Source organism: Neorhizobium sp. LMR1-1-1.1 (assembly GCF_040675795.1).
GTDB lineage: Bacteria > Pseudomonadota > Alphaproteobacteria > Rhizobiales > Rhizobiaceae > Neorhizobium > Neorhizobium cellulosilyticum.
In genome coordinates this window covers 138550-164196 of record NZ_JBEGHE010000001.1, presented here as the reverse complement: position 1 = coordinate 164196, position 25647 = coordinate 138550, and the positions used below count along the sequence as shown (strand labels likewise).

Sequence of the window (25647 nt, the reverse complement as noted above, 5' to 3'; positions counted from 1 at the left end):
TTAATAATGAGTTCGCTATTCCGCCGCGGTGATTAAATTGCCGCGGCTGGCGATCTCAGTTTTGAAGACGTCGGGTGTGGCGTCTTTCGGTATGATTGCACCATGGTGCTGTACGACCGCGCCTGCGACGACGTGGGCACGACGTGCTGCCTCCGCGGGTTCAATACCAAGGTTGCGGCCTAGAATATAGGTTGCTGAAAAACTGTCGCCGGCAGCAGTTGTGTCGACAACTTTCTCGACTTTGGTGGCTGGTACGGTTTCGACCTTACCGCCATGGATGAGCGTTGCAACGCCCGGCCCGTCCTTGATCACTACTTCCAGCTGCGGCATTTTTGCAAAATATTCAATGCCTGCTTCCATGGTCTGGGCAAGCCCAAACACTTCGAGCTCCTCGATGGTGACGAGAACGCGGGTCGAAAATGCGATGACGCGTTCATAGGCCGCACGTGCATTTTCGATACCGCCCCAAAGCAGCGGACGATAGTTGCCATCGAAATCGACGGCGACACCGGCACGTGCAAGTTCTTCCAGCTTTACGAGCAGACGCTCGCGGCTTTCCGGTTTCAACACGGCCAGACTGATGCCGGAGATGTAGACGCTCGTAAATCCTTCGAGTGCGGCAAGAAGCTCATCAGAACCTTCACCCTGGAAAGTTTCACGGGCGGCAGCCTCGCCGCGCCAGTAGAAGAAGCGACGTTCACCGGTTGGGTCCGTCTTGATAAAATAAAGACCGGGCCGCTGGCCTTTTCTGCGCAACACAAGATGATCGTCGACACCCTGGGAATTCCAGAACGCCGCCATGTCTTCGCTGAAAGGATCATCACCGATGGCGGTTATGTATGAGACGAATGATCCCAAACCAGCACCCAACCGTGCCATGTAGGCAGCGGTGTTGAAAGTATCACCTCCGAAAGCTTGCGTAATCGAGCCGTCCGGCTTGCGTTGCAATTCGACCATGCATTCGCCGATCGAAGCTACGCGTATTTCCAGTGGCATTTTGCCTCCCTTCCGCCCCCAAGGCGTGACGCTGTCCTGTAAAACTGGGGCGTGGATTAAGATTTCGTCCAGCGCTGGGCCGGACCATATTCACACTCATCAATTCCTACGTTGATCGGGATCAAACTTTGATGTCCACTACATTGGTAAGTTGCAGATGGAAGCCGCGGTCCTCTCAGGCTCTGTCTTAATGGGACCACGGTTGGGAGGGCGCTTCACCAAATGCCGAAAGGCAAAGAAAGAGGAAGAAGACTAATGGGCATCCTTTCCCAAACAATCGTCCCCGCCGACGCTTGGGCCGGTTTTAAGGGCGACAAGTGGCGCGACGCCGTTGACGTCCGCGACTTCATCCAGAACAACTACAAGCCCTACGAGGCAGACGGCGCATTTCTTGCCGGCCCAACGCCACGCACCTTGAAGGTCTGGGAAACACTCGGAGTGCTCCTCGCTGAGGAACGCAAGAAGGGTGTTCTGGACGTATCTGCCGACCGTGCCTCGACGATCACCGCACATGATGCAGGTTATATCGCCAAGGACATCGAGCTGATCGTCGGCCTGCAGACCGACGCGCCGCTGAAGCGCGCCATCATGCCGAACGGCGGCCTGCGTATGGTCGAAAACGGCCTCGAGGCCTTTGGTTTCAAGCTCGATCCGTCGGTTCACGAAGTCTGGACGAAATATCGCAAGAGCCATAACCAGGGCATCTTCGACGTCTACAGCCCGGAAATCCTCGCCGCCCGCAAGTCCGGCGTCATCACCGGCCTGCCGGACGCCTACGGCCGCGGCCGCATCATCGGCGACTATCGCCGCGTTGCCCTTTACGGCACTGACGCACTGCGCGCCTTCCGCCTGAAGGACTTCCGCGCAATCGAGAACGAAGTCTTCAACGACGACGTCATGCGTCTGCGTGAAGAAATGTCGGAACAGTACCGCGCTCTCGACGAACTGAAGGAAATGGCCGCCAAGTATGGCTACGACATTTCCAAGCCGGCCACCAATGCCCGCGAAGCCATCCAGTGGACCTACTTCGCATACCTCGCAGCCGTGAAGGAACAGAACGGTGCGGCAATGTCGCTCGGCCGTGTCTCGACCTTCCTCGACATCTACATCCAGCGCGATATCGACGCAGGCGTCCTGACCGAAGAACAGGCTCAGGAACTGATCGACGACATGATCATCAAGCTTCGGATCGTCCGCTTCCTGCGTACGCCAGAGTATGACCAGCTGTTCTCGGGCGACCCGACCTGGGTTACGGAATCGATCGGTGGCGTTGGCGAAGATGGCCGTCCGCTGGTCACCAAGTCGAGCTTCCGCTTCCTGCACACGCTCTACAACCTCGGCCCGGCTCCTGAACCGAACCTGACCGTACTGTGGAGCACCAAGCTGCCGGAAGGCTTCAAGAACTTCTGCGCCAAGGTGTCTGCCGATACCAGTGCCATCCAGTACGAAAACGACGACCTGATGCGTCCGAAATGGGGCGACGACTACGGCATTGCATGCTGCGTCTCGGCCATGCGCATCGGCAAGCAGATGCAGTTCTTCGGTGCCCGCTCCAACCTCGCAAAGGCCCTGCTCTATGCGATCAACGGCGGCGTCGACGAAAAGAGCGGTGCAGTCGTTGCCAAGGGCTTCGAGCCGATCACGGCTGACGTGCTCGACTATGACGAAGTCATGGCAAAGTTCGACAAGATGATGGACTGGCTGGCCAAGACCTACGTCAAGGCACTCAACACCGTTCACTACATGCACGACAAATACGCTTACGAGCGTATCGAAATGGCGCTGCACGACCGCGACATTCTGCGCACCATGGCTTGCGGCATCGCCGGCCTTTCGGTCGCAGCGGACTCGCTGTCGGCAATCAAGCATGCCAAGGTCAAGGTCATCCGCAACGAGGCAGGTCTGGCCGTCGATTACAAGATCGAAGGCACCTACCCTGCTTACGGCAACAACGATGACAGCGTTGACTCCATCGCAGTCTGGTTGACCGAAACCTTCATGAAGAAGATTGCGGCACAGCCCTACTTCTATCGTAACTCGATGCCGACCCAGTCGGTGCTGACGATCACCTCCAACGTGGTCTACGGCAAGAAGACGGGCAACACGCCGGACGGACGTCGCGCAGGCGAGCCCTTCGCACCGGGTGCAAACCCGATGAACGGTCGTGATACCAAGGGCTTCGTCGCTGCCGGCGCATCGGTTGCCAAGATCCCCTACGACGCCGCCCTCGACGGTATTTCCTGGACGGCTTCGGCAACACCGGACTCGCTCGGTCGCACCAGCGAGGAACGTGCAAAGAACCTGGCAAATTGCCTTGATGCCTACACGGCAGCAGGTGGCTTCCATGTCAACGTCAACGTCTTCAATCGTGACACGCTTGTCCATGCAATGGAACATCCGGAACTGTATCCGCAGTTGACGGTTCGCGTGTCGGGATATGCGGTCAATTTCGTCAAGCTGACCCGTGAACAGCAGCTCGACGTCATCTCGCGCACGTTCCATTCAAAGATGTAACGTTTAGGCGTTAGGCTGGGCGCATATGGAACCCATATGCGCCCACGCTGTTAACCCGAAATCTATCTACAGATACGAGTTGCCCCATGGACATTCAACGAGCGATCACCCGCCCGCCGAAGGCGCATGCCCCCGCAGGCACCCACTCTTCGACGGACTTTGGCTACCTGCATTCCGTGGAAAGTGGTGCGGCCGTTGATGGGCCGGGAATGCGTTTCGTCTTCTTCATGGCCGGCTGCCTGTTCCGGTGTGTTTATTGCCACAATCCCGATACCTGGAAGCTGCATAACGGTCGCAAGATCACTCTCGATGACGCCCTGGCCGAAGTAAAGCCTTACGCGGGCTTCCTGCGGATGGCAGGTGGCGTGACCATATCGGGCGGCGAACCGCTGATGCAGGCGCCGTTCGTCGGCGAGATGTTCAAGCACTTCAAGAGCGAACTCGGCCTTCATACAGCACTCGATACACAAGGCTATCTTCATGCCTCGGTAGACGACGAGTGGTTTGATAATGTCGACCTCGTCCTTCTCGATATCAAGCACAGTGACCCCGAGGTCTATCAGCGCCTCACTGCACAACCACTGCAGCCGACGCTCGACTTCGCCCACCGCCTGCAGCGGCTGCAGAAGAAGATGTGGCTGCGATATGTGCTGGTTCCCGGCTGGACCGACGGACATGACGACATAGCAAGGCTCGCCGATTTCGTTGCGGACCTCGGCTCGATTATAGAGCGCGTCGAAGTTCTACCCTTCCACCAGATGGGTACGCAGAAATGGGCGCAGCTGGGAATGGATTATCCGCTCGCAGGAGCTCCGACGCCAACGCCGGAATCCACAGCTGAAGCAAGATCAATATTCGCGGAACGCGGGCTGACGGTCTTTTAGGACACGCAAGCATCGGGAAAGCGTTCCCAATTACATAAATGACAAGGAATACCAATATGATCGATATTCGCTCGCTCGTTCTCGTTGTGAACTGCGGCAGTTCTTCCGTTAAATTCGGCGTCTTCTCGGGTACCAACCGCGAGCCGCTTCTTTCGGCTCTGGCAGAAAACCTCGGACAGCCGGAAAGCCGGCTTGTTGTCAAGGAAAAGGGCGAGAAGACCGAAATGTCGCTCGACAGCGGCAGCCACGACGTCGCCTTGCAGAAACTCCTCGGCATTCTTGAGCAGAAGGGCTGGCTGAGCTCGATTGTGGCAGTCGGTCACCGCACGGTCCACGGCGGCGAGCGCTTCTCCGCATCCACGCTCATTACCGACGAAATCCTGCGCGAGATGGATGCGCTATCCAATCTCGCTCCATTGCACAACCCGGCAAACATCCTCGGCATCAGGACCGCCATGGCAGCGCTGCCCAACGTCCCGCATGCAGCAGTCTTCGACACCGCCTTCCACACCACTATGCCACAGGCTGCCTTCACCTATGCCGTCCCGCAGGATTGCTACCGTAACCTCGGCGTTCGCCGTTACGGTTTCCATGGAACCAGCCACCGCTTTGTTGCAGCGGAAGCAATCGAGCTTCTCGGCCTCGACCCCAACGATCACGGCCTGGTTATCGCCCATCTCGGCAATGGCGCTTCGGCAACCGCTGTTCTGAACGGCAAGAGCGTCGACACGTCGATGGGTTTCACTCCGCTTGAAGGCCTTGTCATGGGCACCCGCTCCGGCGACATCGATCCGGGCGCACTCTTCCACATCGCCCGCGAGGACGGCCTGACGATCGACGAACTCGACACGCTGCTCAACCGCAAGAGCGGTCTGCTCGGCCTCTCCGGCCTGTCCAACGATTGCCGCACGCTGGAGAATGCAGAGAAGGAAGGCCATGAGGGCGCCAAGCTGGCTCTCGACGTCTTCGTCCATCGCCTGGCCCGTTACATCGGTGGCCTCGCAACCTCGCTCAACCGTCTGGATGCCGTCATTTTCACCGGTGGCATCGGCGAAAACTCGGCAACCATGCGCCAGCGGACGATCGAACGCCTGTCAGTTTTCGGTCTCAAGCTTGATGCGGACGCCAATGGCCAGATGTTCGGCGGACGTTGCGGCGTCATCACCGCGAAGGACAGCAAGGCAACCGCTGCCGTCATCGCCACCAATGAGGAATGGATGATTTCCCACGATACGCTGGAGGCCGTCGCAGCGTCCACCGCTGCGTAACAGTTTTTGCAGATCGCATTATTTCAACCAATTCATAATCACCGCGAACATACAGAAGGATAATTCTCAATGTGCGCACGTATAATTTTCCTTGCTGCGGCAGCACAGGACGTCGGCCTGACCTCGCTCTCGCTTGGCTTGGTGCGGGCACTGCAGCGAGACGGCATGAAGGTCGCCTTCGTCAAGCCGATCGCTCAGCCACGGTCTGAAAGCCGCGTCCAGAAGAAGGGCATCGATACGTCGAGCCACTTCGCCCGCACCCTGTGCATGACCAACTCTCCGGAACCGATCCCGTTCGAGAAGGCGGAAGAACAGATTCGCAAGGGTGACCTCGCGGCTCTGCTTGAAGACGTAGCAACGATGACGGAAGCCCTGCGCGCCGATCATGACGTGGTTGTCGTCGAGGGCCTGATTCCGCTCGCCAGCGCACAGATCGCGCTTCGCCTCAACGTCGAAATCGTCCGCAGCCTTGGCGCTGACGTCATTCCGGTCCTGAGCGGCGTCGATTACGAGCCGAAGTTCATCGCCGAAACGGTCGCCTTGATTCATCGCCAGTATGCGCGTGAGGGAAATTCGCCGCTTCTTGGCCTGATGATCAACAAGATGAAGGTAGCTGCGGATCGCGAAAAACTGAAGGACGCTCTCGCTCCCTTCGGTCTCGCCTCGTCGACCATCCTCGGCGCGATCCCCTACGAGCCGAATCTGAACACGCCACGCCTGTCCGACCTCGTCTCGTCGCTTGATCTGAGCGTCGTGCAGGGTTCCAAGCTCGATGCCGTGCGTGTCCGCGAGATCGTCGTCGGTGCCCGTTCGGTCGAGAAGATGATCGACCGCCTGCGCCCCGAAACCCTGGTCGTCATGCCCGGTGACCGCAGCGATATCGCGCTTGCCTCGGCGCTTGCTCACAGCCGCGGCGTACCGCTTGCCGGCCTGTTGCTCACCTGCGGCGCACCGCTCGCAACCCCGGTCGCAGACCTGATGGCCTCGGTCGGCTCAAACATCCTGCCGATCCTGTCCACCCCCGACGACACCTATGCCACCGCCTCGCGCCTTGCCCATCTGAGCTACCATGTCAGCCAGGATGACAGCCAGCACATGGAAAAGGTCATCGATTTCGTCGCCGAACATATCGACACGACATCGCTGCGTGACCGGATCGGCACCTCGACCGAAGCCCGGCTTTCGCCGCCGCGCTTCCGCAACCACCTGATCGAAGGTGCACGCCGCGCCAACAAGCGTATCGTGCTCCCCGAGGGTGAAGAACCCCGCACGCTGCAGGCTGCCGTCATCTGCCACCAGAAGGGCATTGCCCGTTGCGTGTTGCTCGGTCGCCCCGATGCCATCCAGATGATCGCCAGGGCCAAGGACATCGAACTGCCCGCCGATCTCGAAATCCTCGACCCGGCCGCCGTGCGCGCCAACTATGTCGATGCCATGGTCGAACTGCGCAAGTCCAAGGGCATGACGCCTCCCCAGGCAATTGCCCAGCTGGAAGACACGGTCGTTCTCGGCACGATGATGCTCGCCGTCGGTGAAGTCGACGGTCTGGTCTCCGGTGCGGTCCATACCACCGCCAGCACGGTGCGCCCTGCCCTGCAGCTGATCAAGACGGAGCCGGGCCAGAGCATCGTCTCCTCGGTCTTCTTCATGCTGATGCCCGATCAGGTTCTGGTCTATGGTGACTGCGCCATCAACCCGAACCCGACGGCCGACCAGCTGGCCGAAATCGCCGTCCAGTCCTCCGATACGGCCAAGGCCTTCGGCATCGATCCGCGGGTGGCGATGATCTCCTATTCGACCGGCACGTCGGGTACCGGCGGCGATGTCGACAAGGTGCGCGAGGCAACCGAGCTGGCAAAACAGCGCAAGCCTGATCTGCTGATCGACGGTCCGATCCAGTACGATGCGGCAAGCGTCGAAAGCGTCGGCCGTTCCAAGGCCCCCGACAGCCCGGTCGCCGGCCGCGCCAATGTCTTCGTCTTCCCGGATCTCAACACCGGCAACACCACCTACAAGGCCGTTCAGCGCTCCGCCGATGTCGTTTCCGTCGGCCCGATGCTGCAGGGCCTGCGCAAGCCCGTCAACGACCTGTCGCGCGGCGCCCTCGTCGACGATATCGTCTTCACCATCGCGCTCACTGCCATCCAGGCGGACCAGCAGACGGCGGGTGAAGCTGCTTCCGAGCCGGCACGGAAAGATGCGGTGAACGCATGAACATTGCACAACAGGACCCGGAGAGTCGGGACAAGATGACTTCGGCCTTCTTCAGAGGGCCGGAGGCTGGAGGCTCGCTGACACCCGACGCAATTGCCGTCGCGGCAGAAGAAATGGGCGTCAAGAAAGCCAGCTATGACACGCTGACCCTCCTGGGTCTGGCGGTTCTCGCCGGCGCCTTCATCGGGCTCGGGGCCATGTTTGCGACGACGACGGTCGCCGGTGCCGACGGAATGCTGTCCTACGGTCTCACCCGGCTTCTGGCCGGGCTGAGCTTCTCGCTCGGGCTGATCCTCGTCCTGATCGGCGGCGCGCAGCTGTTCACCGGCGACATGCTGATGGTCATGGCCTGGGCAAGCCGCCGCATTGCAACCACGCGCATGGTCCACATCTGGGTCTTCGTCTGGTTCGGCAATCTGATAGGCGCCCTCGTCATCGCCGGCCTCGTCTTCTTGTCTGGCCAGTACACATTCGGCGGCAACGCAATCGGTGTAGCGGCACTGCATTACGCAGAAGCCAAGTCAGCCCTTCCGGTCGTCGAAGCCTTCTCGCTCGGTATTCTCTGCAACATACTGGTCTGCCTGGCCGTATGGCTGTCACTGGCCGGACGCACGGTTGCCGACAGGATCCTTGCGATCGTCTTCCCGGTGACGGCCTTCGTTGCAGCAGGGTTCGAACACTGCGTCGCCAACATGTATTATCTCGGCCTCGGTCTGATGATCCGTTACGGTGCACCGGAAAGCTTCTGGACCGCCATCGGCCACGCGCCCGCCGAAATCCCGCTGAGTGGCGTCCTTACCAATCTGGCCGTCGTAACGGCTGGTAACTGGGTCGGCGGCGCTCTGCTCGTTGGTGGCGTCTACTGGTTCATCTACCGTCGTCCGGGCAAGCCTCACCACTGATCACCGATACCCGTGGCGCTGTTACACCCGTTCCAGCGCCACGGCGATTCCCTGCCCGACCCCGACACACATGGTCGCAAGCGCATAACGCCCCTGACGTCTGGCAAGCTCAAGCGCCGCAGTTCCTGAAATCCTTGCTCCCGACATGCCGAGCGGATGGCCGAGCGCAATAGCACCGCCATTCGGATTGATATGCCCGGCATCTTCCGCAAGCCCAAGCTCGCGCAGCACCGCAATGCCCTGTGAGGCAAAGGCCTCGTTCAACTCGATCACGTCGAAATCCTCCGGTGAAAGCTTCAGCATCACGCAGAGCTTCTGCGTTGCCGGAACCGGCCCTATGCCCATGACACGCGGCGCGACGCCCGAGGCGGCCCCGCCCATGATGCGGGCAATCGGGGTCAGGCCATGTTTCTTCGCCGCAGCTTCCGAAGCAATGATCAACGCCGCCGCGCCGTCATTGACCCCCGAGGCATTACCCGCCGTCACCGTGCCACCATCCTGTTTGAACGGAGTTGCCAGTTTGGCCAGCGCCTCAATTGTCGTCGCCCGTGGATGTTCATCCTTCGAGACGACCACTACATCACCCTTGCGCTGCGGAATGACGACCGGCGTGATCTCCGCGGCAAGGTGACCATTTTCCTGAGCGGCTGCAGTTTTCGACTGACTGCGAAGCGCAAACGCATCCTGGTCCTTGCGGGAAACGCCATAGTCTTCCGCAACATGCTCGGCCGTCTCCGGCATAGAATCGATGCCGTATTGCCTTTTCATCAACGGGTTGACGAACCGCCAGCCGATCGTTGTGTCGTGGATTTCGGCATTGCGGGAAAAGGCGCTCTCGGCCTTGGGCAGAACGAACGGCGCGCGGCTCATGCTCTCGACGCCGCCTGCTATCATCAATTCTGCCTCTCCCGCCTTGATCGCACGGGCAGCGGCGATGACCGCATCCATGCCCGAACCGCAAAGCCGGTTCATCGTCGTGCCTGGGACGACAGCCGGCAGGCCTGCGAGCAGCGAAGCCATGCGGGCGACATTGCGATTGTCCTCACCTGCCTGATTGGCGCAGCCATAGATCACGTCATCGACGGCATTCCAGTCCACTGCAGCATTGCGCTCGATCAACGCCCTGATCGGGATGGCCGCCAGATCATCGGTTCTCACCGACGCAAGCGTGCCGCCGAAACGGCCGATCGGAGTGCGGATATAATCGCAGATGAAGGCGTCAGGCATAGCGCAGCTCCCATGATGCAGAAGTCACAGCCAACACCAACAATCGAGAAATTACAAGCTTCAAATAAATTGCCTGCAGGCGGCTCGCGCAATCCATGAGGACTCGGGGCCTGACAGCGCACGGGTTCTAGCCCCCGCTGATAATGAATTAATTATCTTTCCGACCTAAGTATCGGGACGGTAATCCTTTAGCCCTTTCAGCAGGGCTTCCGTACACACGGCGTGTCGGCTGCTCATGCAGCATGGGGCATTGTCGATCGCGACAATACAAGGGACAAAAATGACTGGTGCACCTGATCTGCGAGGCATTTTTTCGCGACCCGTCTTCTGGCTTTTCGCGGCTTTTGTCCCACTGATACTGCTCCTCATCCTGCCAATCGCTGCACCTATCGGTCCGATGTACTGGGATACCTATCTTTATCTCGATGCCGCACAACGGATCTGGATGGGACAGATCCCGAGCGTCGACTTCTCGACCCCGGTCGGCCCGCTCCCCTACTATCTCTTCGCCGGTGGATTGAAGCTGCTTGCGAATGCGCAGCCGCTGCTTCTGGCTCAATGGTGCATATTGCCGGTGGCGGCGCCGCTTCTCGCACTGGTACTTGCCAGGCTTTCCAGCCGTAACGTGGCTCAAGCTTTCGCGCTGCTTGTTCCCTTCCTCGTCTTTGCCACCTTCCCGTCGAATGTGGCCGCCTATCATCCGCTTCCGACACTGGACGGTTTCGGCATCTACAACCGCCACGGCGTGATCTTTCTCTATGTGCTGACCAGCGGCCTCGTTTTCCTGAAAGACGGTCGCCGCATGGCGGTCTTGATCGCCGCAGCCATGCTGGCCTTGTTTCTGACCAAGGTGACGGGTTTTCTGGTTGGTGGACTTTTCTGCCTCCTGGCGCTTTTGGCCGGCCGCATCTCGCTGCGTTACTGCATTCTGGCCGTCCTGCTCTTTCTGATCCCGCTTGGCATCGCCGAACTCATGAGCGGTTTCGTATCTGCCTATATACGCGATATCATCGAGCTTGCCGGGATGAATGAAGATTCCCTGCTCCCCCGGTTCCTGACCGTCGCATCGCTGAAGCTTGACGTACTTCTTCCCGCGGGGCTTCTGGCGCTGCTGTTGATATGGCTGGACTGGACCCGCGCCGACAAAACGATCCGCTTCTTCGATCATAATTTCTGGTGGCTTTCGGTCGTCATCGCAGGCGGCTCAATCTATGAGACGCAGAATACCGGCAGCCAGGAATTCATCTTCATATGGCCGGTTCTGCTGATGATCTTCGAACGCATCAGGCTGCTTGAGCAGGGACCGAAAATGGCTTTCCTTGCGCTGGCCGCGTTCTGTGTCATCCCCACGTTCACCAAGGTGGCGCACAAGACGCTGCGCGCCGTGGTCGTTGCGCCGACCTATGAACGGCTGCACCTGCCGGACGTGAAAAACATGGCGCAGGTCTCCCAACGGCGGGAGATCATCGATCGGGCCGAATATCTGGAACCTCACTACGAGAATTTTGCCTCGGCCTACGCGGATCTCTCCGCCCACGGGCAGTTGCCGAGCTGGCAATATTATTCCGAACTCGACTTCCAGCTCTACTGGATCATTTCGGCCAACAGCCTGGTTAACTCCCTCAAGGCCTTCGAGGCGAAGAACAATATCCGGCTGGAAAGCCTGATGAACCTAGACTTCACCAACCCCTTCCCCTGGCTTCTGGATCGCGATGCGACCAGAAACATCCAGATCGGCGCAGATCCCCACCGCACCGTTCCGCCACTGACGGATAAGGCCATCCAGTCGATCCGGCAAACGGCAGCGGTCTTGCGCCCGAAATGCCCGCTGACGACCGGGCGCCGCATGCTTTTCGACCATTACGAAGAAGCCCTGAAAGACCGGCAGGTCGTCGAAATTCATCCCTGCTGGGATCTCCTGCTCCGCCCCGATATCGTGGCTGTAAAACAGTAAAGGCCGGGCGCAAGCCCGGCCTTTACTGTTCCCTGTATGAACAGCTTACTTCACCTGGGCGGCGACGAAATCCTTGACGATGCGCACGATGCCGCGCGACATGACCTCGTCGAGCGCCGTGATGAAATCGTCCACATGGCTCTTCTTGCAGATGAGCGGCGGTTCCAGACGGATGACATTGCGATTGTATTCCGTGAACGCGACGAGCACGCCGTGATCGCGCAAGAGATGGCTTCCGATAAAGCCCGGCAGCGAGCCCTTCAGCTTGTCGTCCAGCATGGCGACGACCGGGCGCAGCACCAGCGGCATGGTTTTCGACAGGTCGTGGAATTCGATTCCGATCATCATGCCCTGACCGCGCACGTCTTTCAGCAGCGACGGGTAGCGGACCTGCAATTCCTTCAGGCGGGAAAGAAGGTAGTCGCCCGTATTCGCCGAATTGTCGATCAGGTGCTCGTCGTAAAGCACGTTCATCGCCTCGATGGAGGTGACGCAGGCTTCACCGATACCGCCGAAAGTTGCCATGGCATGGATCATCGCCGTCTTCGGCGTGCCGTAGGCCTTCATGTAGACATCGCGCTTGGCAATCATCGCACCCATGGCGGACTTGCCGCCACCGAGTGATTTGGCGAGCGCAGTCACGTCCGGCACGACGCCATGGTGCTCGAACGCATAGAACTTTCCTGTGCGGCCGAAACCACACTGCACTTCATCGGCAACCCAGAGTACACCATACTTGTCGCAAAGCTCGCGCAGACGCTGCCAGAAGGCCGTTTCGGCCTGAATGATGCCGCCGCCGCCCTGCACCGTTTCCAGCACGATCACGCCGATTTCCGGATCCGATCTGAAGGCGTTCTCGATCGCGTTGATATCGCCGAACGGCACCTTCACAGTATTGTCGACCAGCTTGAATTCACCGCGATAGAGCGAACCGTCGGTGATCGACAAAACGCCCTTGGTCTTTCCGTGGAAGGAATTTTCCGCATAGACGATCTTCGGACGCTTCGGGCCGGCGGCGCGCTCTGCCACCTTGATCGCCGCCTCCATCGCTTCGGAACCGGAGGAGCCGAGGAACACCATGTCCAGCTCGCCCGGCGAGCAGGCGGCAAGATTATGCGCCAGCGCGGTTGCATATTGCGACATGAAGGCAATGGCGATTTCCTGGCGGTTCTCGTCCTGGAACTTCCGCCGCGCATCGAGGATGCGGGGATGGTTGTGACCCAGCGCCAGTGAGCCGAAACCACCGAAGAAATCGAGAATCTTGCGACCGTTCTGGTCGTAATAATACATGCCCTCGGCGCGCTCGATCTTCACCTTGTGAAAGCCGAGAAGCTTCATGAAATGAAGCTGGCCGGGGTTGAGATGGCGGGTGAAGAGATCGGTCATCTTCGCCACGTCGAGCGCCTTGGCCTCCTCGACCGACAGAAGCGCAGGCTTGGCGACCGGTTCGCGAGCAGGATTGGCGGAAATGTCGATCATCACTTCGTCATCGTGGTTGTTGAGGCTGATTGCATTGGCCATCGTAATTTCCTCTCAAGCTGCCTTGGCGTGGGCGACATTGTCCTGCGAACCGCCGGCAAGTCCCCTGCGATATTCGGAATAGGCGGCGATCAGCATGTCCTCGTCGCGATATTGCGGCACCCAGCCGAGCTCGCGCTCGCCCTTGGATACGTCGAGAACGCACATCTCGTCGGCGATCAGATACTGTTCCGGATCCATGATCGGCATGTTGATCAGGTCGAACAGATCAAGTGTCCGCTTCACCGCCCAGGCGGGCGTGGGCAAAAGGATCGACTTCGAACCGGCATGCTTGACGAGATCGCCCAGCAGTTTCCTTACCGGCGGCGGATTGAGCGAACCGAGATTGTAGACCTCGTTCGGCACGCCGGCGGTAAAGGCCGCATGGGCCGCAGAAGCGCAGTCGAAGACCGAAATGAACTGGTAAGGGTTCTTGCCCGAACCGATCATCGGCACCGGCAGATTGTTGTCGATCAGCTTGAACAGCTTGGAGAGGATACCGAGCCGACCGGGACCGATGATCAGGCGCGGGCGGAACAGCGAGATGTTCATGCCGCGCTTGCGCCATTCGACCGCCAGTTCTTCGGTCTTCAGCTTGGAAAGCCCGTATTCACCGAGCGGCGCGACCGGGTGCTCTTCCGTCTGCGGCCAAACAAAGGTGTGGCCGTAGACCATGTCGGTGGTGAAATGGACGAGCGATTTCGCACCCGCCTGGTCCATCGCCTTGATGATGTTCTCGGTGCCATAATAGTTGACCGGGAAGAAGAAATCATGCCGCTTGGCGCGCACCTGCAGGGGCGACAGCATTTTTGCGGAAAGATTGTAGACCATGTCGTCGGCCTTGATGCCGACCCGGGCGATCGAGGCCGGATCGGTCACGTCGACGTTTTCGAAGCGGATCTCCCCATAATGCGCCAGATCACTCTTGGCGATATCCGCGACGATGACCTCGTGGCCTTCAGCCTGCAGCCTCGGCGCGAGATGACGCCCTACGAAACCGTCACCGCCGAAAATGATATGTCTCATGGTTTAAATCCCCGTCGTTCTGTCGGTTCTAAATTGGGTTGGTCAGGAATTGGCGCGTTCGATGGATGCCGTCTGGTCCGGTACTTCCCTGTGCCCGCTCTGCGCGATCAGCACCGTGCCGACGCAGATGAAGGCGATGCCGGCGATCTTCATCGCGCCAAGTTCTTCCTTGAACAGCAGCCATGCCAGAACCGCGACAGCGACATAGGCAAGGCTGAGGAAGGGATAGGCGAAGGATAGATCAACCTTGGAGAGCACGTAGAGATGCGACGCCATCGAGATGACGAAGGTGGCAAGACCAAAAAAGACCCACGGATTGAAGACGATCTGGAAGATCCGCTGGATCATCGTGTCCGCCGAAAAGCTGATCGGGCCCAGCGACAGCATGCCCTGTTTCAAAAGCAGTTGCGCAGCCGCATTGGTCATCACAGTGAAGAGGATGAACGGGATATATTTCATGGGCGTCCTCGTGGGTGATCCGTGGCAAGCGCCGTGCGGCGCCAGAAATCCGAGCAGAAGCTTTCGTCCCGAAGCTTTTCCAGTTGCAGCCATTCTGGAAAACCGGCCTTGAACACCTCGGCGCTCATGCGGCTGTCCTTGTAGGGATTGACCCGCCCGCCGGCCTCAAGCGTCATGCGGTCGAGAAGCGTCAGTAGCGCCAGCGTCTTGTCGCCGTGATTGGGAAAATCCATCGTCAGCGTATAGCCGGGGCGCGGAAACGACATGAAACCCGGTGATGCAACATCGCCAAAACGCTTCAAGACGGTGAGGAAGGACGAAAATCCGGCCTTGCGGCTTGCCTCAAGCATCGCCGGAATGACCGTGCGCCCGGCTTCAAACGGAATCACGCTCTGGTGCTGGTAGAGACCACTCGGCCCATAAAGCCGGTTCCAGTCTCCAACACCGTCGAGCGGATAGAAGAACTTGCCGTAACCGGCCAGATGCGGGGCAGACTTGAGCCTGTTGACGGTAAAATAAGCTGTGTTGAACAGTCCGAGGCTTACTCTGTTGAGTGCCGAGAAAGGCAGCTCGAACGGAACGCTGACCTTCGCCTTCACACCTTCGGTGCGAAAATTGCCGTTATCGGCATGGTTGCCGGTAATCAGCACGCCACGGCCGGCCGATGTGCCGGATGCCAGCTGATCCAGCCAGGCGACGGAATATTCGTTTTCCTCGTCGGCATCTGCCGCGAGATCGAAATAGCTGTCGAGGCTGGAAAACGCGGTGATCTTTTCGTTGATGTCGAGCGAGCCGACCTTCATCAGCTTCAGCCGTGCAGACAGGATAAGACCCGTAAGGCCAAGCCCGCCGATCGTTGCCGAAAACAGGTCGGTATTTTCCGCGGCGCTGCATTGATAGGTATGACCGTCGGAACGCAGCAGTCGAAAACTTTCCACATGGCAACCGAACGTACCGCGACGGTGATGGTTCTTGCCGTGAACGTCATTGGCGATTGAACCGCCGAGCGTGACGAAACGGGTGCCCGGCGTCACCGGCAGGAAAAATCCGTGAGGAGCGATATGGGCAATGAGCTCTTCCAGCGAAATGCCCGCTTCCGCTTCGACCACGCCTGCCTCGGCATCAAGATTGAGTACCGACTTCTGTTGCCGCATCGGCACAAGCGAGCCGGCGTCGTTATGGCAGCTGTCGCCGTAGGACTTGCCGTTTCCAAACGCCAAAAGGTTGGACCTTCCGGCTGCGCCGCCGCGCAAGAGGCCAACCGCCTGTTCAAAGGCAATTGCCTGCCGGGAATGGCGATTGATACGGCCGAAACTGTCGAGGCTTGCCTGCATCACAACACACTTGCCGCGATGAAGAGTACGGCACCGGCCGCAATGATCAATTGGCTGCGCCAATCGGTTGCGATGAAGACGACCGGATCGTCGTCCAGCTCCTTGCGGTGGGCAAGGATCCAGATGCGGATGTTGATATAGAGCACCATCGGCACCAACGGCCAGATAACCCAGGGTTCGCTATAGAGCGCTCGGATGTCCGGGGACTGGATATAGAGGGCGAGAACCAGCGCAGCAGCGAATGCCGACGCCACGCCGCTCTGTGCAACGATGTGAATGTCTTCCGGACGATAACCGCGACCGGCGATACGGTCTCCCACATCGACCGTCGTGTAGCGTAGCTCGACATAGCGTTTGACCAGAGCCAGCGACAGGAAGAAGAACAGGCCGAAAGCGATCAGCCAGAAGGAAAGCGGCAGGTCGGTCGCCGCCTTGCCACCGAGTATCCGCAGGGCGTAGAGCCCTGCAAGGCAAAGCACGTCGATCAGCAACATCCGCTTCAAGGCCAGCGAATAGGCGGTCGTCACCACCAGATAGAGAACGATGACTGCCGCGAACTGCAATGGCAGCAGCGAGCAGATGGCAGCCGTCGCGACCAGCAGCAGCGCGGAAACCGTAAGGCCATAGGGAATGGAGATCGCACCGCTTGCGAAAGGCCGGTTGCGCTTCGTCGGATGCTGCCTATCAAGCGGAAGGTCGAGGATGTCGTTGATGATGTAGATGGCGGAGGCCGAAAAGGAAAATGCCACCATGGCCAGCGTTGTCGCAATGAAGGTCTGCGGCTCGACGACGGTGTGCGCAAGAACCGGAGAGGCAAAAACGAGAAAGTTCTTCAGCCACTGATGCACCCGCAGCATCTTGATGTAGGTCTTGATACCCACGTACTTGGCATCGAAACGCATCGAGGCATGGGCTCTCTGATACCGATCCGCGGCAGCATCGGGAGCAACGACGATTGCATTTCTCGCGCTCTGGAATACAGCGATATCTGCACGATCGTTTCCGGCATAATCGAAACCTTGCGATCCATAGAGTTTCGACAGCAACGCAGCTTTGTTATGCGCAGCAAGGTTGGTCGTTTCGTCCGTGTGATAGACAGCACTGAACAGGCCGAGATGAGCCGCAACGGCTTTGGCAAAAGGCTCCGCAGCTGCCGTCACCAGGATAAGTTCGCGCCCTCGCACCCGCTCTGCGCGCAAATAGGAAACGAAATCTTCGCGGTAAGGCAAATGGCTGGCATCAAGCGTCACGCGACGCGCGATTTCGGTCTTGAGACGTGCCTTGCCCGAAAGCAGCCAGATCGGCAGGAGAAACAGGTATAGGGGGTTTGCTCTTAAAAGCTGGAAAACGCTTTCCCACAACAAATCTGTCGAAATCAGCGTTCCGTCCAGATCAACCGCCAAAGGTATGTCAACGATGTTCTGTAGACGCACATTCATTGTCAAAATGGTCCCTTTGCCGATAGTAGGAACGTCACCGCAACAGGGATGAAATAGCTTGGCGCCTCGTTGAGGCAGGCAGCTTTCCGTTGGCACATGACATCCGCCACAACCAAACATTGCGCTGTAGCTGACCGGAAAATATGCCGCAACCAAGAATCAGCAGTTAATAACATGCAGCCTTGCTTCGCTTTGGAGCGCGTTTTCTCAGTCAATTCCGATTAGGGTTTAGAATTCACTGGAAGGCGTTGCTAATGAAGCGTTACCTCGTTCCCGACAATTGTTCGGAAAAACGCGGTTACATTATCGGCCTTGCGTAACTTTGGCCCGTTTTACAACAACCGGGCCATTCACGGACAGAATTGTCGTAGGTTGAAGCATGGTTTACGATTCCCGCGATCCAGCTTGAACGCGGCTTTGTATTGACCTAAGCGCGACTGACAAAGCGCCCGATCACGTCCATCAGTGGCTTGGCCTTGTAATCGCGGTCCAGCGGAAGGGGACGGTTCGGGCTTCCGTCATCGCGTGTAAACCACATAGGCACCCAGGTATAGCGATCGGTAATACCCCAGGTCAGGATCGCGGTTGGCCGGTTTGCATCAAGAATTGCCTGGAGAAGATCGCTGGCACGGCCGGCGATAACCTCGTCGCGCTGTTTTTCATCAGCAGGCAGGAGATTGTCGATAACATCGAGTTCCGTGACCAGCACATCGACATCCATCGCCTTGAGTTCGGCCACGAAGGAGGAAACGCCTTCCTTGTCGATCTCGTATTGCCCTTTCAGATGCCCCTGGAAACCGACGGCGTGGATCGGCGCGTCGCGATCACGAAGATCGCGAACAACGCGCAAAAGTGCATTCCGCCGGTTCGTGAACTGCTCACCGACACATTCGATATCGTACTCGTTGATCACGAGCTGAACCTTCGGATCGGCTTCCTGAGCCCGGCGAAACGCGGTTTCGATATATCCCTTACCCATGTTTTCCAGCCAAAGATTGGGCCGCAGATAATCGGAACCACGCGGGTCCTCGGCGATCGCCTCATTGATGACGTCCCAGCTGGGAATCCGCCCCTTATATTTTCCGACAACGGTTCGAACATGTTTGCTCAGCGCTTTTTCGGCAGCCTTTCCGCCGCGAATGGAGGACGTCCATTCGGGCATCGCTGCATACCAGATCAGCGTGTGCCCACGCATCTTCAAGCCATTCTGGTCGGCAAAGGCGAGGAGCTTGTCACCTTCATAAAAATCGAACCGATCCTCTGAAGGCCTCACTGCCTCCCATTTCAGCCCGCCTTCAGGCACCACAAGCTGGCAATGATCCACGAGCGCGGTTCGGTACGCGAAGTCGTCCACGAGAGCATCGCCACGCACCGCCGAACCGTAGGCTATCCTGGGCGGTGGCGAAGCATGGGCGACAGGCGCCTGAAGTGCCGTATGTGCCGCAACAGCAAGACTTGCCTGAACGAAATCCCGTCTGCGCATGGACTTTCTCGCCTTGATCGGAGGGTAAGCCGCCATAGCGCGGCCACCGGCACGTCATGGGAAGCTAGCTGCCAGGCGTTATGATAATATTACCTTGCCCGACGAAGGTTCTTCACGGCCGGTTAACGTATATCGGTCTCCTGTTGAGATGAACCATGATGTCTCGCAGCACGACAGGACCCGTCATTTTGCGGCAAGCAGGAGCAATTTCACAAGGGAGAGCGTTGCCGGCCATGAATGCCGGCCGCGCGACATGGAGCGCTGGCTCCGTGATCCTGCTTTTGCTCCTTTGCTATTTCTGGATCGGCCTCACGCCATTTGCCCATTCGGATGGCAAGGGCGGCCTGCCTTCCACCGGCAACCTCCTGAACCAGATGGTGATCATAGTCCTGTTCACCATGGCGATTGCAAACCTGTGGCGCAATCCGGGCCGGAGCGCGCTCTTCGGCCCGCATGCGCTGCTGGCCTTGATACTTCTCTGGTTCTGCTTCGTCTCGCTATTGTCCTTCGATCCCGCAACGGCGTTTCGAAGGATCGTTTATGCGTTGCTCGTCTGCGGCTGCGCGAATGCGGCTCTTCTACTGCCGCGTGACAGCCGTGACTTTGCAAGAGTGCTTGCCACCTGCACGATAGCGATCCTGTTGCTCAATTATTTCGCCGTGATAGCCATGCCTACCGTCGGCATCCACGGATCGAATGAAGTCGAGGCGGCGCTGGCCGGAGATTGGCGCGGAATTTTCGGCCACAAGAACGCAGCAGCGGCCGGCATGGTCTATCTGGTTCTGTTTGGTCTCTATCTGCGCAAAGCCTCATATCCGCGGCTGGGATCGATTATTGCGATCCTGGCTGTTATTTTTCTTCTTTTCGCCGGAGGAAAGACATCGACTGCGATGCTTCCCGCAGTTCTTTTGCTGGGCTGGTTATTCGAGCATTGCAGACCGCTGCGAGCTTTGCTCACGATCGGCCTCGTCATCACGATGAACGTCATCCTCATCGGGCTTTCAAGCTCGCCTGCGACAAGTTCCATACTGGCAAGCCTCGGGATCGACGCGACCTTCACGGGTAGAAGCTCGATCTGGGCTTTCGCTCTTGCCCGCATCTCCGATGCCCCGATCATGGGTTATGGTTTCCAGCTTTTGTGGGGAAGCGAATTCCTGCGCGACATCACGACGGAATCCTGGGCCTACCTCGCCGCGCATTCCCATAACTCATTCCTTGAAACACTTCTGAATGGCGGCTTTCCGGCTCTCATCCTGATGATCCTCTGGCTTCTCATCCTGCCGCTCAGGGATGCGGGTAAGGCCTTTGCCACGCAGAACGATGTGGGCCTGACGCGGCTGTTCCTGCGTATCTGGATCTTTTCGATCCTGCTGGCAGGCCTCGAAAATCTCTTCTTCGTCAACAACGGCCCTTTGTGGTTCACGATGCTCATCGCCGTGTTCGGACTGAGATTACAGGCCGGCGCAAGCCTCCAGTCCCGGCAGTGATGTGGGCCGCGCCCGTTAGCGCCACGTGATATTAACTGAAAGCCCAACATACATTTGTATTCGCTGATTTCCTTTCGTATTGAACCATCTGGTGATCAGCCTACGGACGCCCTTACAAGCGCGACAACGCCCCGGAGACAAAAGCGTGCAGGACGAAAGCAAAGCTTCGGTAGAAGCCGTCATTTGCATTCCGACCTTTCGCCGGCCGGACGGCGTGGCACGCACGCTTCAATCGCTGCTGGCACAAAAGGGCGACCTGAGTTTCGCAATCGTCGTTATCGAAAATGACGCCGAAAAACCTTCAGGCGCCGCGGCTGCGCGCGAAACGCTCAGCGGTTCCGACATTCCGTCTGCCGTCATTATTGAACCGCGCCAGGGCAATTGCCATGCGATCAACCGCGCATTCGCAGAAGCACGCGAGCGCTTCCCCGCCGCCGATTACTTCCTGATGATCGATGATGACGAGATCGCAAGTCCCGACTGGCTGGCACATATGGTGTCGACGGCTCGCACGACCGGCGCCAGGATCGTTGGTGGCCCGGTCATCCGGCAATTCGACATACCGGTACCGCAATCCGTCAGCCAGCATCCCCTTTACGGCTTCATCGACGGGCCGACCCGGCAGGTGCCGGCCATCCATGGCACAGGCAATTGCCTTATCCACCGCGAGGTCTTCGCGCGGATGGAGCCGAACCTGTTCGACGTCGCATTCAACTTCCTCGGCGGCGGCGACATGGAATTCTTCGCCCGCTGCCGCGCCGCTGGCTTCACTTTCTGGTGGTGTGAGGAAGCGGTCATTCACGAGACCGTCGCAGCCGAACGGACGACCCCCAAATGGCTGATGCGCCGTTCCATCCGCACCGGAAGCATCAACTACGTTATTGACGGCAAGCAGATGGCAAAACATGCCGTTACCGCCAGGCTTCAGGCCAAGAATTTCATTTCGCTTGGCCTCAGCTTTTTCAAGGCGATGGGGCTTCTGATCCGGACAAGGCGCCTTCTTCCTGCCAGCCATCCGGTGCTGATGTCGATCGGACGGATCACAGCAAGCTTCGGCTTCCTCCCGGTACCCTACAAGGCCAGTGAAATAAAGGCCGTCGAACGGCACCCGAACCTGAAGGCCGGCAATCACATCGCTGAAAACTGATCTCCAGTTCAGTTCAGTTCAGTTCAGGTCATGCCGTGCGTTGTTTTACCGGGTCGGCCTCGGTCTCGGAGGACCGCTCTGGATTTTCGATGGCGTTCTGCGCCGTTAAAAGCGCCCGCCAGGCCAGAATAGCGATCACGATTTCCAGCATGTAGGTAGTCGCTATCACACCACTTACACTGGCGTAATACGCCGCCAGCGCCACAAGTCCGGCACCTACAATGTTAGAGACATTGAGAATTCGCGCCCGCACATTCTGCAGGCTTGATGCGCCGAGCGCTTCAAATGCGGTAGCGCTGATTGCGATCGGGATCACTGCCCAGCACAGGGCGTGCGTCATCCAGGTTAGCGAAACATATTCGTGGCCGAACAGAACCGGTAGCCACGGCGTGATGATCCAGACGAAGAGACCGGCGCTGATCCCGATTCCGGTCGTCAGAACCAGCATCTGCTTGGCGCGCCCCAGAACTGCGCCGATGCCGCTCAGGGCTGCAGCCGCATAACTGGGGTATACGATCCGGTTCAGAGCTTCGACCGCCATATAGGATGCTTCGGTCAATCGACGCGCGATCGAATAGCTGCCGACGATTTCAGACCCGGCCACCGCGCTCAGGACGAGAATGTCGGCATTGCTGCGTCCGGCCTTGAAGAAGAACTGGCTGGCGAACATGATGCCGATCGGCACCTCTTCGCGAACGATCCTGAACTTCGGCCGGCCCAATCGGCGTATGGCTATCAGCGCAATGACCGCGACAACCGCATGCGCGCCAAAATTCCAGACCGCCCATTCCGCCACCGTCGTGATATTGAACACGAGGCAGCTGACGACAGCGGCGGCCATGCGCAGCACGGCAAACAGAAATTCGATCCTGTTGGCGACCGAAAAGCGCGAATGCGCGATGTAGCTGTTGGTTGCGAGCCAGATAATCTTCAACAGGATGATATTGGTGAAGAGTATCAGCGCCGTGGCGACAAGCGTCGTCAGCAGGTGATCCGAGACGGGAAACATCAGCGGGATCGCGATCATCCCGGCGATCACCAGCACCGCGCCCGAAACAAGATTGAGAATATGCACATGCCCGAGCATGTCGGGATAGAAGCCCGGTTCCTGCGCGACACGACGCACCAGCGATTCCTGCGATCCCAGCCCGCAAACCTGAATGCCGAGATTGGTCAGCGCGGTGATCGTCGCATTGAGCGCGAACTGTTCATGACCGAGATGGCGGGCCAACAGCGCGAAGGTCAAAAGCATGGTGACGCTCGACGCAAGCAGTGCCCCGCTCGATCCGACATAGGATCCGAGATGACGGGCGAACTGCCGGAATTCGTGCCTGGACCTCAATCCCACTCGTTATCTCCAACCGGCGGCCCTGATTTCGCCAGGGCCTGCATGCCGGTGCGGCTGTCTATCCACGGATAATCGCACCGGTCAGCACTATGCATGAACGGGATTAACGGAGCCTTAGGTCGAACCTTGGCAGTCTGGGCTCATCTGCCTCCGGAGCCATGATCATCGAATGACCGCCACTGTCAGTCTCGTGACACCAAGCTATTTTCGGGATTTCGAGTCATGCCGTCTCCTGTGTGATTCAATCGATGCTTTCGTTACCGGCTACGATCGGCACTATCTGCTTGTCGCCGATAGCGACCTCGAACTCTTCTCCCAACTCGGCAACGAAAAGCGGCTGGTGCTTCCCGATTCCGTTCTTCTGCCGGGCACGCTGCATGCGCTTCCGGGTTTTCTGAAATGGAAAGGGCGCCAATATTACTGGGCGCCCGGTATCGGACTGCCGGTTTATGGCTGGCACGTGCAGCAATTGCGCAAACTCGCGATGGCGCTTCTGCAATCCTGCGAACGGGTCATGTGTATCGATTCCGACAACTGCTTCGTACGTCCCTTCGACGTGGGGAGATTTGCCGGCGATCTGCTTTCGCCCCTTTATGCCGATCTGGGCGGGGTGAACGAAACGCGCCCAAGCCACGTCCTCTGGCAGAAGAATGCCTACCGACTGATGGACACACAGGAACCGCCCCTGCCGGGTGACGACTATATCGGCCAGATGATCGTCTGGGATCGGGAAAGTCTGAACACGATCGTCGACAGGATAGAGGCCGTGACCGGCCTCCCCTGGTGGAAGGCGCTCTGCAAGGCCAGGGACTTTTCCGAATACATCCTCTATGGCGTCGGCGTTGCCGGCAATCCGTCACTGATGGGGCGTCATCGGATCGTCGAACAGAGCCTCTGCGCCACCTATTGGAGCGGGCCGGCGCTGGACGAAGCAGGCATCGGAAAACTGATCGACGCAATGGCCAAGGATCAATACGCCATCGCCATCCAGTCCCACACACGAACCGAGCCATCCCTGATCCGTCGTGTCGCCCTGACGCGTAATCTGTGGAGTTAGCCGGAGATTTCCACCGGCCGTGTCTTTGCCTGACCAGCGCCCTCGACACCCTCAAGTTTGCCGATGATCGCATTCCAAAGCGATGCGATCTCGACATCGATATCCAGCGGAGGCGGCACGCGTCCGATCGCATCACGAATGGCATTTGCCATCGCACCGGCATCTGCATCATGCTGGCAGATGACGATGTTTCCGTTTCGGATCAGGGATTGAAACAGGGTATGGTGCTCCAGCCCCGCCGGATCGACGGGCGCGTTGGTGACGACGATACGACCGCCCAATGCTGCCGCCAAAACGCTGCCGCGCCGCGCGGTCAAGCCTTCCGTAAACCTATAGCAGAAGATGTCGACTTCGCGGCACGCCGCAAAAACCTCTTCGTCGGTCGAAATATAGCCCGTCACCATTACCCGGTCACCGAGATTCAGCGCCTCGACACGGGCGCGGAAATCCTCCTCGACATTGTCCATGCCCTTGATGAAGGAGCCGACAAAGGCAACCCCAACATCCTGCCCGTCGTCCACAAGCGCCCGAGCGATTGCGAGAAGTTCCGCGCAGTTCTTTTTGGGATAGATCGAACCGAACTGGCCGATGATCGTCCGTCCGCCGGCACGCAGCGCACGAATGGCAAGTGCCGCCGGACCGGCTTTCTCATGCCCGCTCGGCAAAAGATTGGGGGGGATCGGGATAACGGCGATCGCTTTTTTACCGACGGGATAACGGCTCTCCAGCCATTCCCGCCAGACCTCTGGAGCCGAAAAGAGAATGGCGTCGGCGAGCAGGATAACCGGCCAGAGGATCAGCCGTCGTTTCCAGTCGAGGCTCGCCCACTCATGCAAAATGACGATCACCCGCTTGCGCTTCAGTTTTGCCAGTGCTGCCGTGGCGAATGGCTCCACCAGCCGCCTTTTCCAGGCAACGATCGGAAAGTTGAAAACGATTGCATCAGCTTCCGCCAGACGCTCCGACAAACGGCGAAAATTCCCGTCCATAACATCGCTGGAAGCGCGTGAACCAAGCTGGATGGCCAGGTTTCGGGTAAATGCCTCCACCCCGCACACGGTCGTTGCATCGGATCTAAGCACGAGATAGCGCGTCAATGTCGGCGATCCATCCAAATCGGGAAATTGCTCCAACCAGAACCGATAAATCTTAAACTTTTACGCCTAGTGTGAGGAACTATGTACCAATAACCGGTCCGTAGTGCGTTCTTCTGAGGCATGGTTTACCGCTTATTAGCGTAGATAGAGTTTCATTGGCCGCGAAAGGAAGGTCCGGCCCCATGTATGCCATGTTAAGACCACCCAAGTTTCTTCGGCGCGACGCAGCTTCGAACAAGGCTCGCGATGACGAGGCTTACCATGTGCCTGCGCCTGGCCCGCGTTCCTTGCTT

At 58.6% G+C, this 25647-nt stretch carries 19 protein-coding genes; 9 read left to right on the top strand and 10 right to left on the bottom strand.

The window, feature by feature from the left end; translation table 11 throughout:
* Positions 1 to 15: 15 nt before the first annotated feature.
* Positions 16 to 996, bottom strand: coding sequence for a sugar kinase (locus MRBLMR1_RS00630; protein WP_148142995.1), 981 nt, complete (start codon positions 994 to 996; stop codon positions 16 to 18).
* Between the two features lie 255 nt (positions 997 to 1251).
* On the opposite strand from MRBLMR1_RS00630, the gene pflB reads away from it, so the two are divergent.
* The 5 genes from pflB (at position 1252) to MRBLMR1_RS00605 (ending at position 8778) form a co-directional block, all read left to right on the top strand.
* Positions 1252 to 3510 (top strand): formate C-acetyltransferase, encoded by a 2259-nt coding sequence (pflB, locus tag MRBLMR1_RS00625; protein ID WP_148142994.1) that lies wholly within the window; start codon positions 1252 to 1254, stop codon positions 3508 to 3510.
* Between the two features lie 86 nt (positions 3511 to 3596).
* Positions 3597 to 4394 (top strand): pyruvate formate-lyase-activating protein, encoded by a 798-nt coding sequence (gene pflA / locus MRBLMR1_RS00620; protein WP_148142993.1) that lies wholly within the window; start codon positions 3597 to 3599, stop codon positions 4392 to 4394.
* 56 nt (positions 4395 to 4450) lie between these two features.
* A complete protein-coding gene (locus tag MRBLMR1_RS00615; protein ID WP_148142992.1) occupies positions 4451 to 5662 on the top strand; it encodes an acetate/propionate family kinase in 1212 nt (403 codons plus the stop codon).
* 69 nt (positions 5663 to 5731) lie between these two features.
* Positions 5732 to 7876, top strand: a complete 2145-nt coding sequence (gene pta, locus MRBLMR1_RS00610) for a phosphate acetyltransferase (RefSeq protein ID WP_183685283.1) — start codon at positions 5732 to 5734, stop codon at positions 7874 to 7876.
* Positions 7873 to 8778, top strand: a complete 906-nt coding sequence (locus MRBLMR1_RS00605) for a formate/nitrite transporter family protein (RefSeq protein ID WP_244654327.1) — start codon at positions 7873 to 7875, stop codon at positions 8776 to 8778. Before pta ends, MRBLMR1_RS00605 begins: the two co-directional genes overlap by 4 nt.
* A gap of 21 nt (positions 8779 to 8799) precedes the next feature.
* Here MRBLMR1_RS00605 and pcaF read toward each other — a convergent pair whose 3' ends face one another.
* Positions 8800 to 10005, bottom strand: coding sequence for a 3-oxoadipyl-CoA thiolase (gene pcaF, locus MRBLMR1_RS00600; protein WP_148145150.1), 1206 nt, complete (start codon positions 10003 to 10005; stop codon positions 8800 to 8802).
* Positions 10006 to 10285: 280 nt separating this feature from the next.
* Between pcaF and MRBLMR1_RS00595 the strand changes: the two genes are divergently transcribed.
* Positions 10286 to 11959: a hypothetical protein gene (locus tag MRBLMR1_RS00595; protein WP_500063419.1), complete on the top strand. Its 1674-nt coding sequence runs from the start codon at positions 10286 to 10288 to the stop codon at positions 11957 to 11959.
* A 45-nt stretch (positions 11960 to 12004) separates the two neighbouring features.
* On the opposite strand, the gene MRBLMR1_RS00590 is transcribed toward MRBLMR1_RS00595, so the two are convergent.
* The 6 genes from MRBLMR1_RS00590 to MRBLMR1_RS00565 form a co-directional block, all read right to left on the bottom strand.
* Positions 12005 to 13438 (bottom strand): aspartate aminotransferase family protein, encoded by a 1434-nt coding sequence (locus tag MRBLMR1_RS00590; RefSeq protein WP_148145254.1) that lies wholly within the window; start codon positions 13436 to 13438, stop codon positions 12005 to 12007.
* 54 nt (positions 13439 to 13492) lie between these two features.
* Positions 13493 to 14503, bottom strand: coding sequence for an NAD-dependent epimerase/dehydratase family protein (locus MRBLMR1_RS00585; protein WP_148145151.1), 1011 nt, complete (start codon positions 14501 to 14503; stop codon positions 13493 to 13495).
* Positions 14504 to 14545: 42 nt separating this feature from the next.
* Positions 14546 to 14962 (bottom strand): EamA family transporter, encoded by a 417-nt coding sequence (locus MRBLMR1_RS00580; protein WP_148145152.1) that lies wholly within the window; start codon positions 14960 to 14962, stop codon positions 14546 to 14548.
* Positions 14959 to 16296, bottom strand: coding sequence for an FAD-binding oxidoreductase (locus MRBLMR1_RS00575; RefSeq protein WP_148145153.1), 1338 nt, complete (start codon positions 16294 to 16296; stop codon positions 14959 to 14961). Before MRBLMR1_RS00575 ends, MRBLMR1_RS00580 begins: the two co-directional genes overlap by 4 nt.
* A complete protein-coding gene (locus tag MRBLMR1_RS00570; RefSeq protein ID WP_148145154.1) occupies positions 16296 to 17735 on the bottom strand; it encodes a UbiA family prenyltransferase in 1440 nt (479 codons plus the stop codon). Before MRBLMR1_RS00570 ends, MRBLMR1_RS00575 begins: the two co-directional genes overlap by 1 nt.
* Positions 17736 to 18162: 427 nt before the next feature.
* Complete coding sequence (locus MRBLMR1_RS00565) at positions 18163 to 19218, bottom strand: endo-1,4-beta-xylanase (RefSeq protein ID WP_148145155.1); 1056 nt, start codon at positions 19216 to 19218, stop codon at positions 18163 to 18165.
* A 233-nt stretch (positions 19219 to 19451) separates the two neighbouring features.
* Between MRBLMR1_RS00565 and MRBLMR1_RS00560 the strand changes: the two genes are divergently transcribed.
* Both MRBLMR1_RS00560 and MRBLMR1_RS00555 read left to right on the top strand, forming a co-directional pair.
* On the top strand, positions 19452 to 20705 hold the full coding sequence (locus MRBLMR1_RS00560; protein WP_183685285.1) for an O-antigen ligase family protein: 1254 nt from the start codon (positions 19452 to 19454) through the stop codon (positions 20703 to 20705).
* A gap of 145 nt (positions 20706 to 20850) precedes the next feature.
* Complete coding sequence (locus MRBLMR1_RS00555; protein ID WP_148145157.1) at positions 20851 to 21852, top strand: glycosyltransferase family 2 protein; 1002 nt, start codon at positions 20851 to 20853, stop codon at positions 21850 to 21852.
* A gap of 28 nt (positions 21853 to 21880) precedes the next feature.
* Here MRBLMR1_RS00555 and MRBLMR1_RS00550 read toward each other — a convergent pair whose 3' ends face one another.
* A complete protein-coding gene (locus tag MRBLMR1_RS00550; protein ID WP_500063414.1) occupies positions 21881 to 23200 on the bottom strand; it encodes a lipopolysaccharide biosynthesis protein in 1320 nt (439 codons plus the stop codon).
* A gap of 169 nt (positions 23201 to 23369) precedes the next feature.
* Between MRBLMR1_RS00550 and MRBLMR1_RS00545 the strand changes: the two genes are divergently transcribed.
* Positions 23370 to 24257 (top strand): DUF6492 family protein, encoded by an 888-nt coding sequence (locus MRBLMR1_RS00545; RefSeq protein ID WP_148145158.1) that lies wholly within the window; start codon positions 23370 to 23372, stop codon positions 24255 to 24257.
* Here MRBLMR1_RS00545 and MRBLMR1_RS00540 read toward each other — a convergent pair.
* Positions 24254 to 25354, bottom strand: a complete 1101-nt coding sequence (locus MRBLMR1_RS00540; RefSeq protein ID WP_148145159.1) for a glycosyltransferase — start codon at positions 25352 to 25354, stop codon at positions 24254 to 24256. The two genes, MRBLMR1_RS00545 and MRBLMR1_RS00540, sit on opposite strands and share 4 nt — an antisense overlap.
* Positions 25355 to 25647 lie beyond the last annotated feature (293 nt).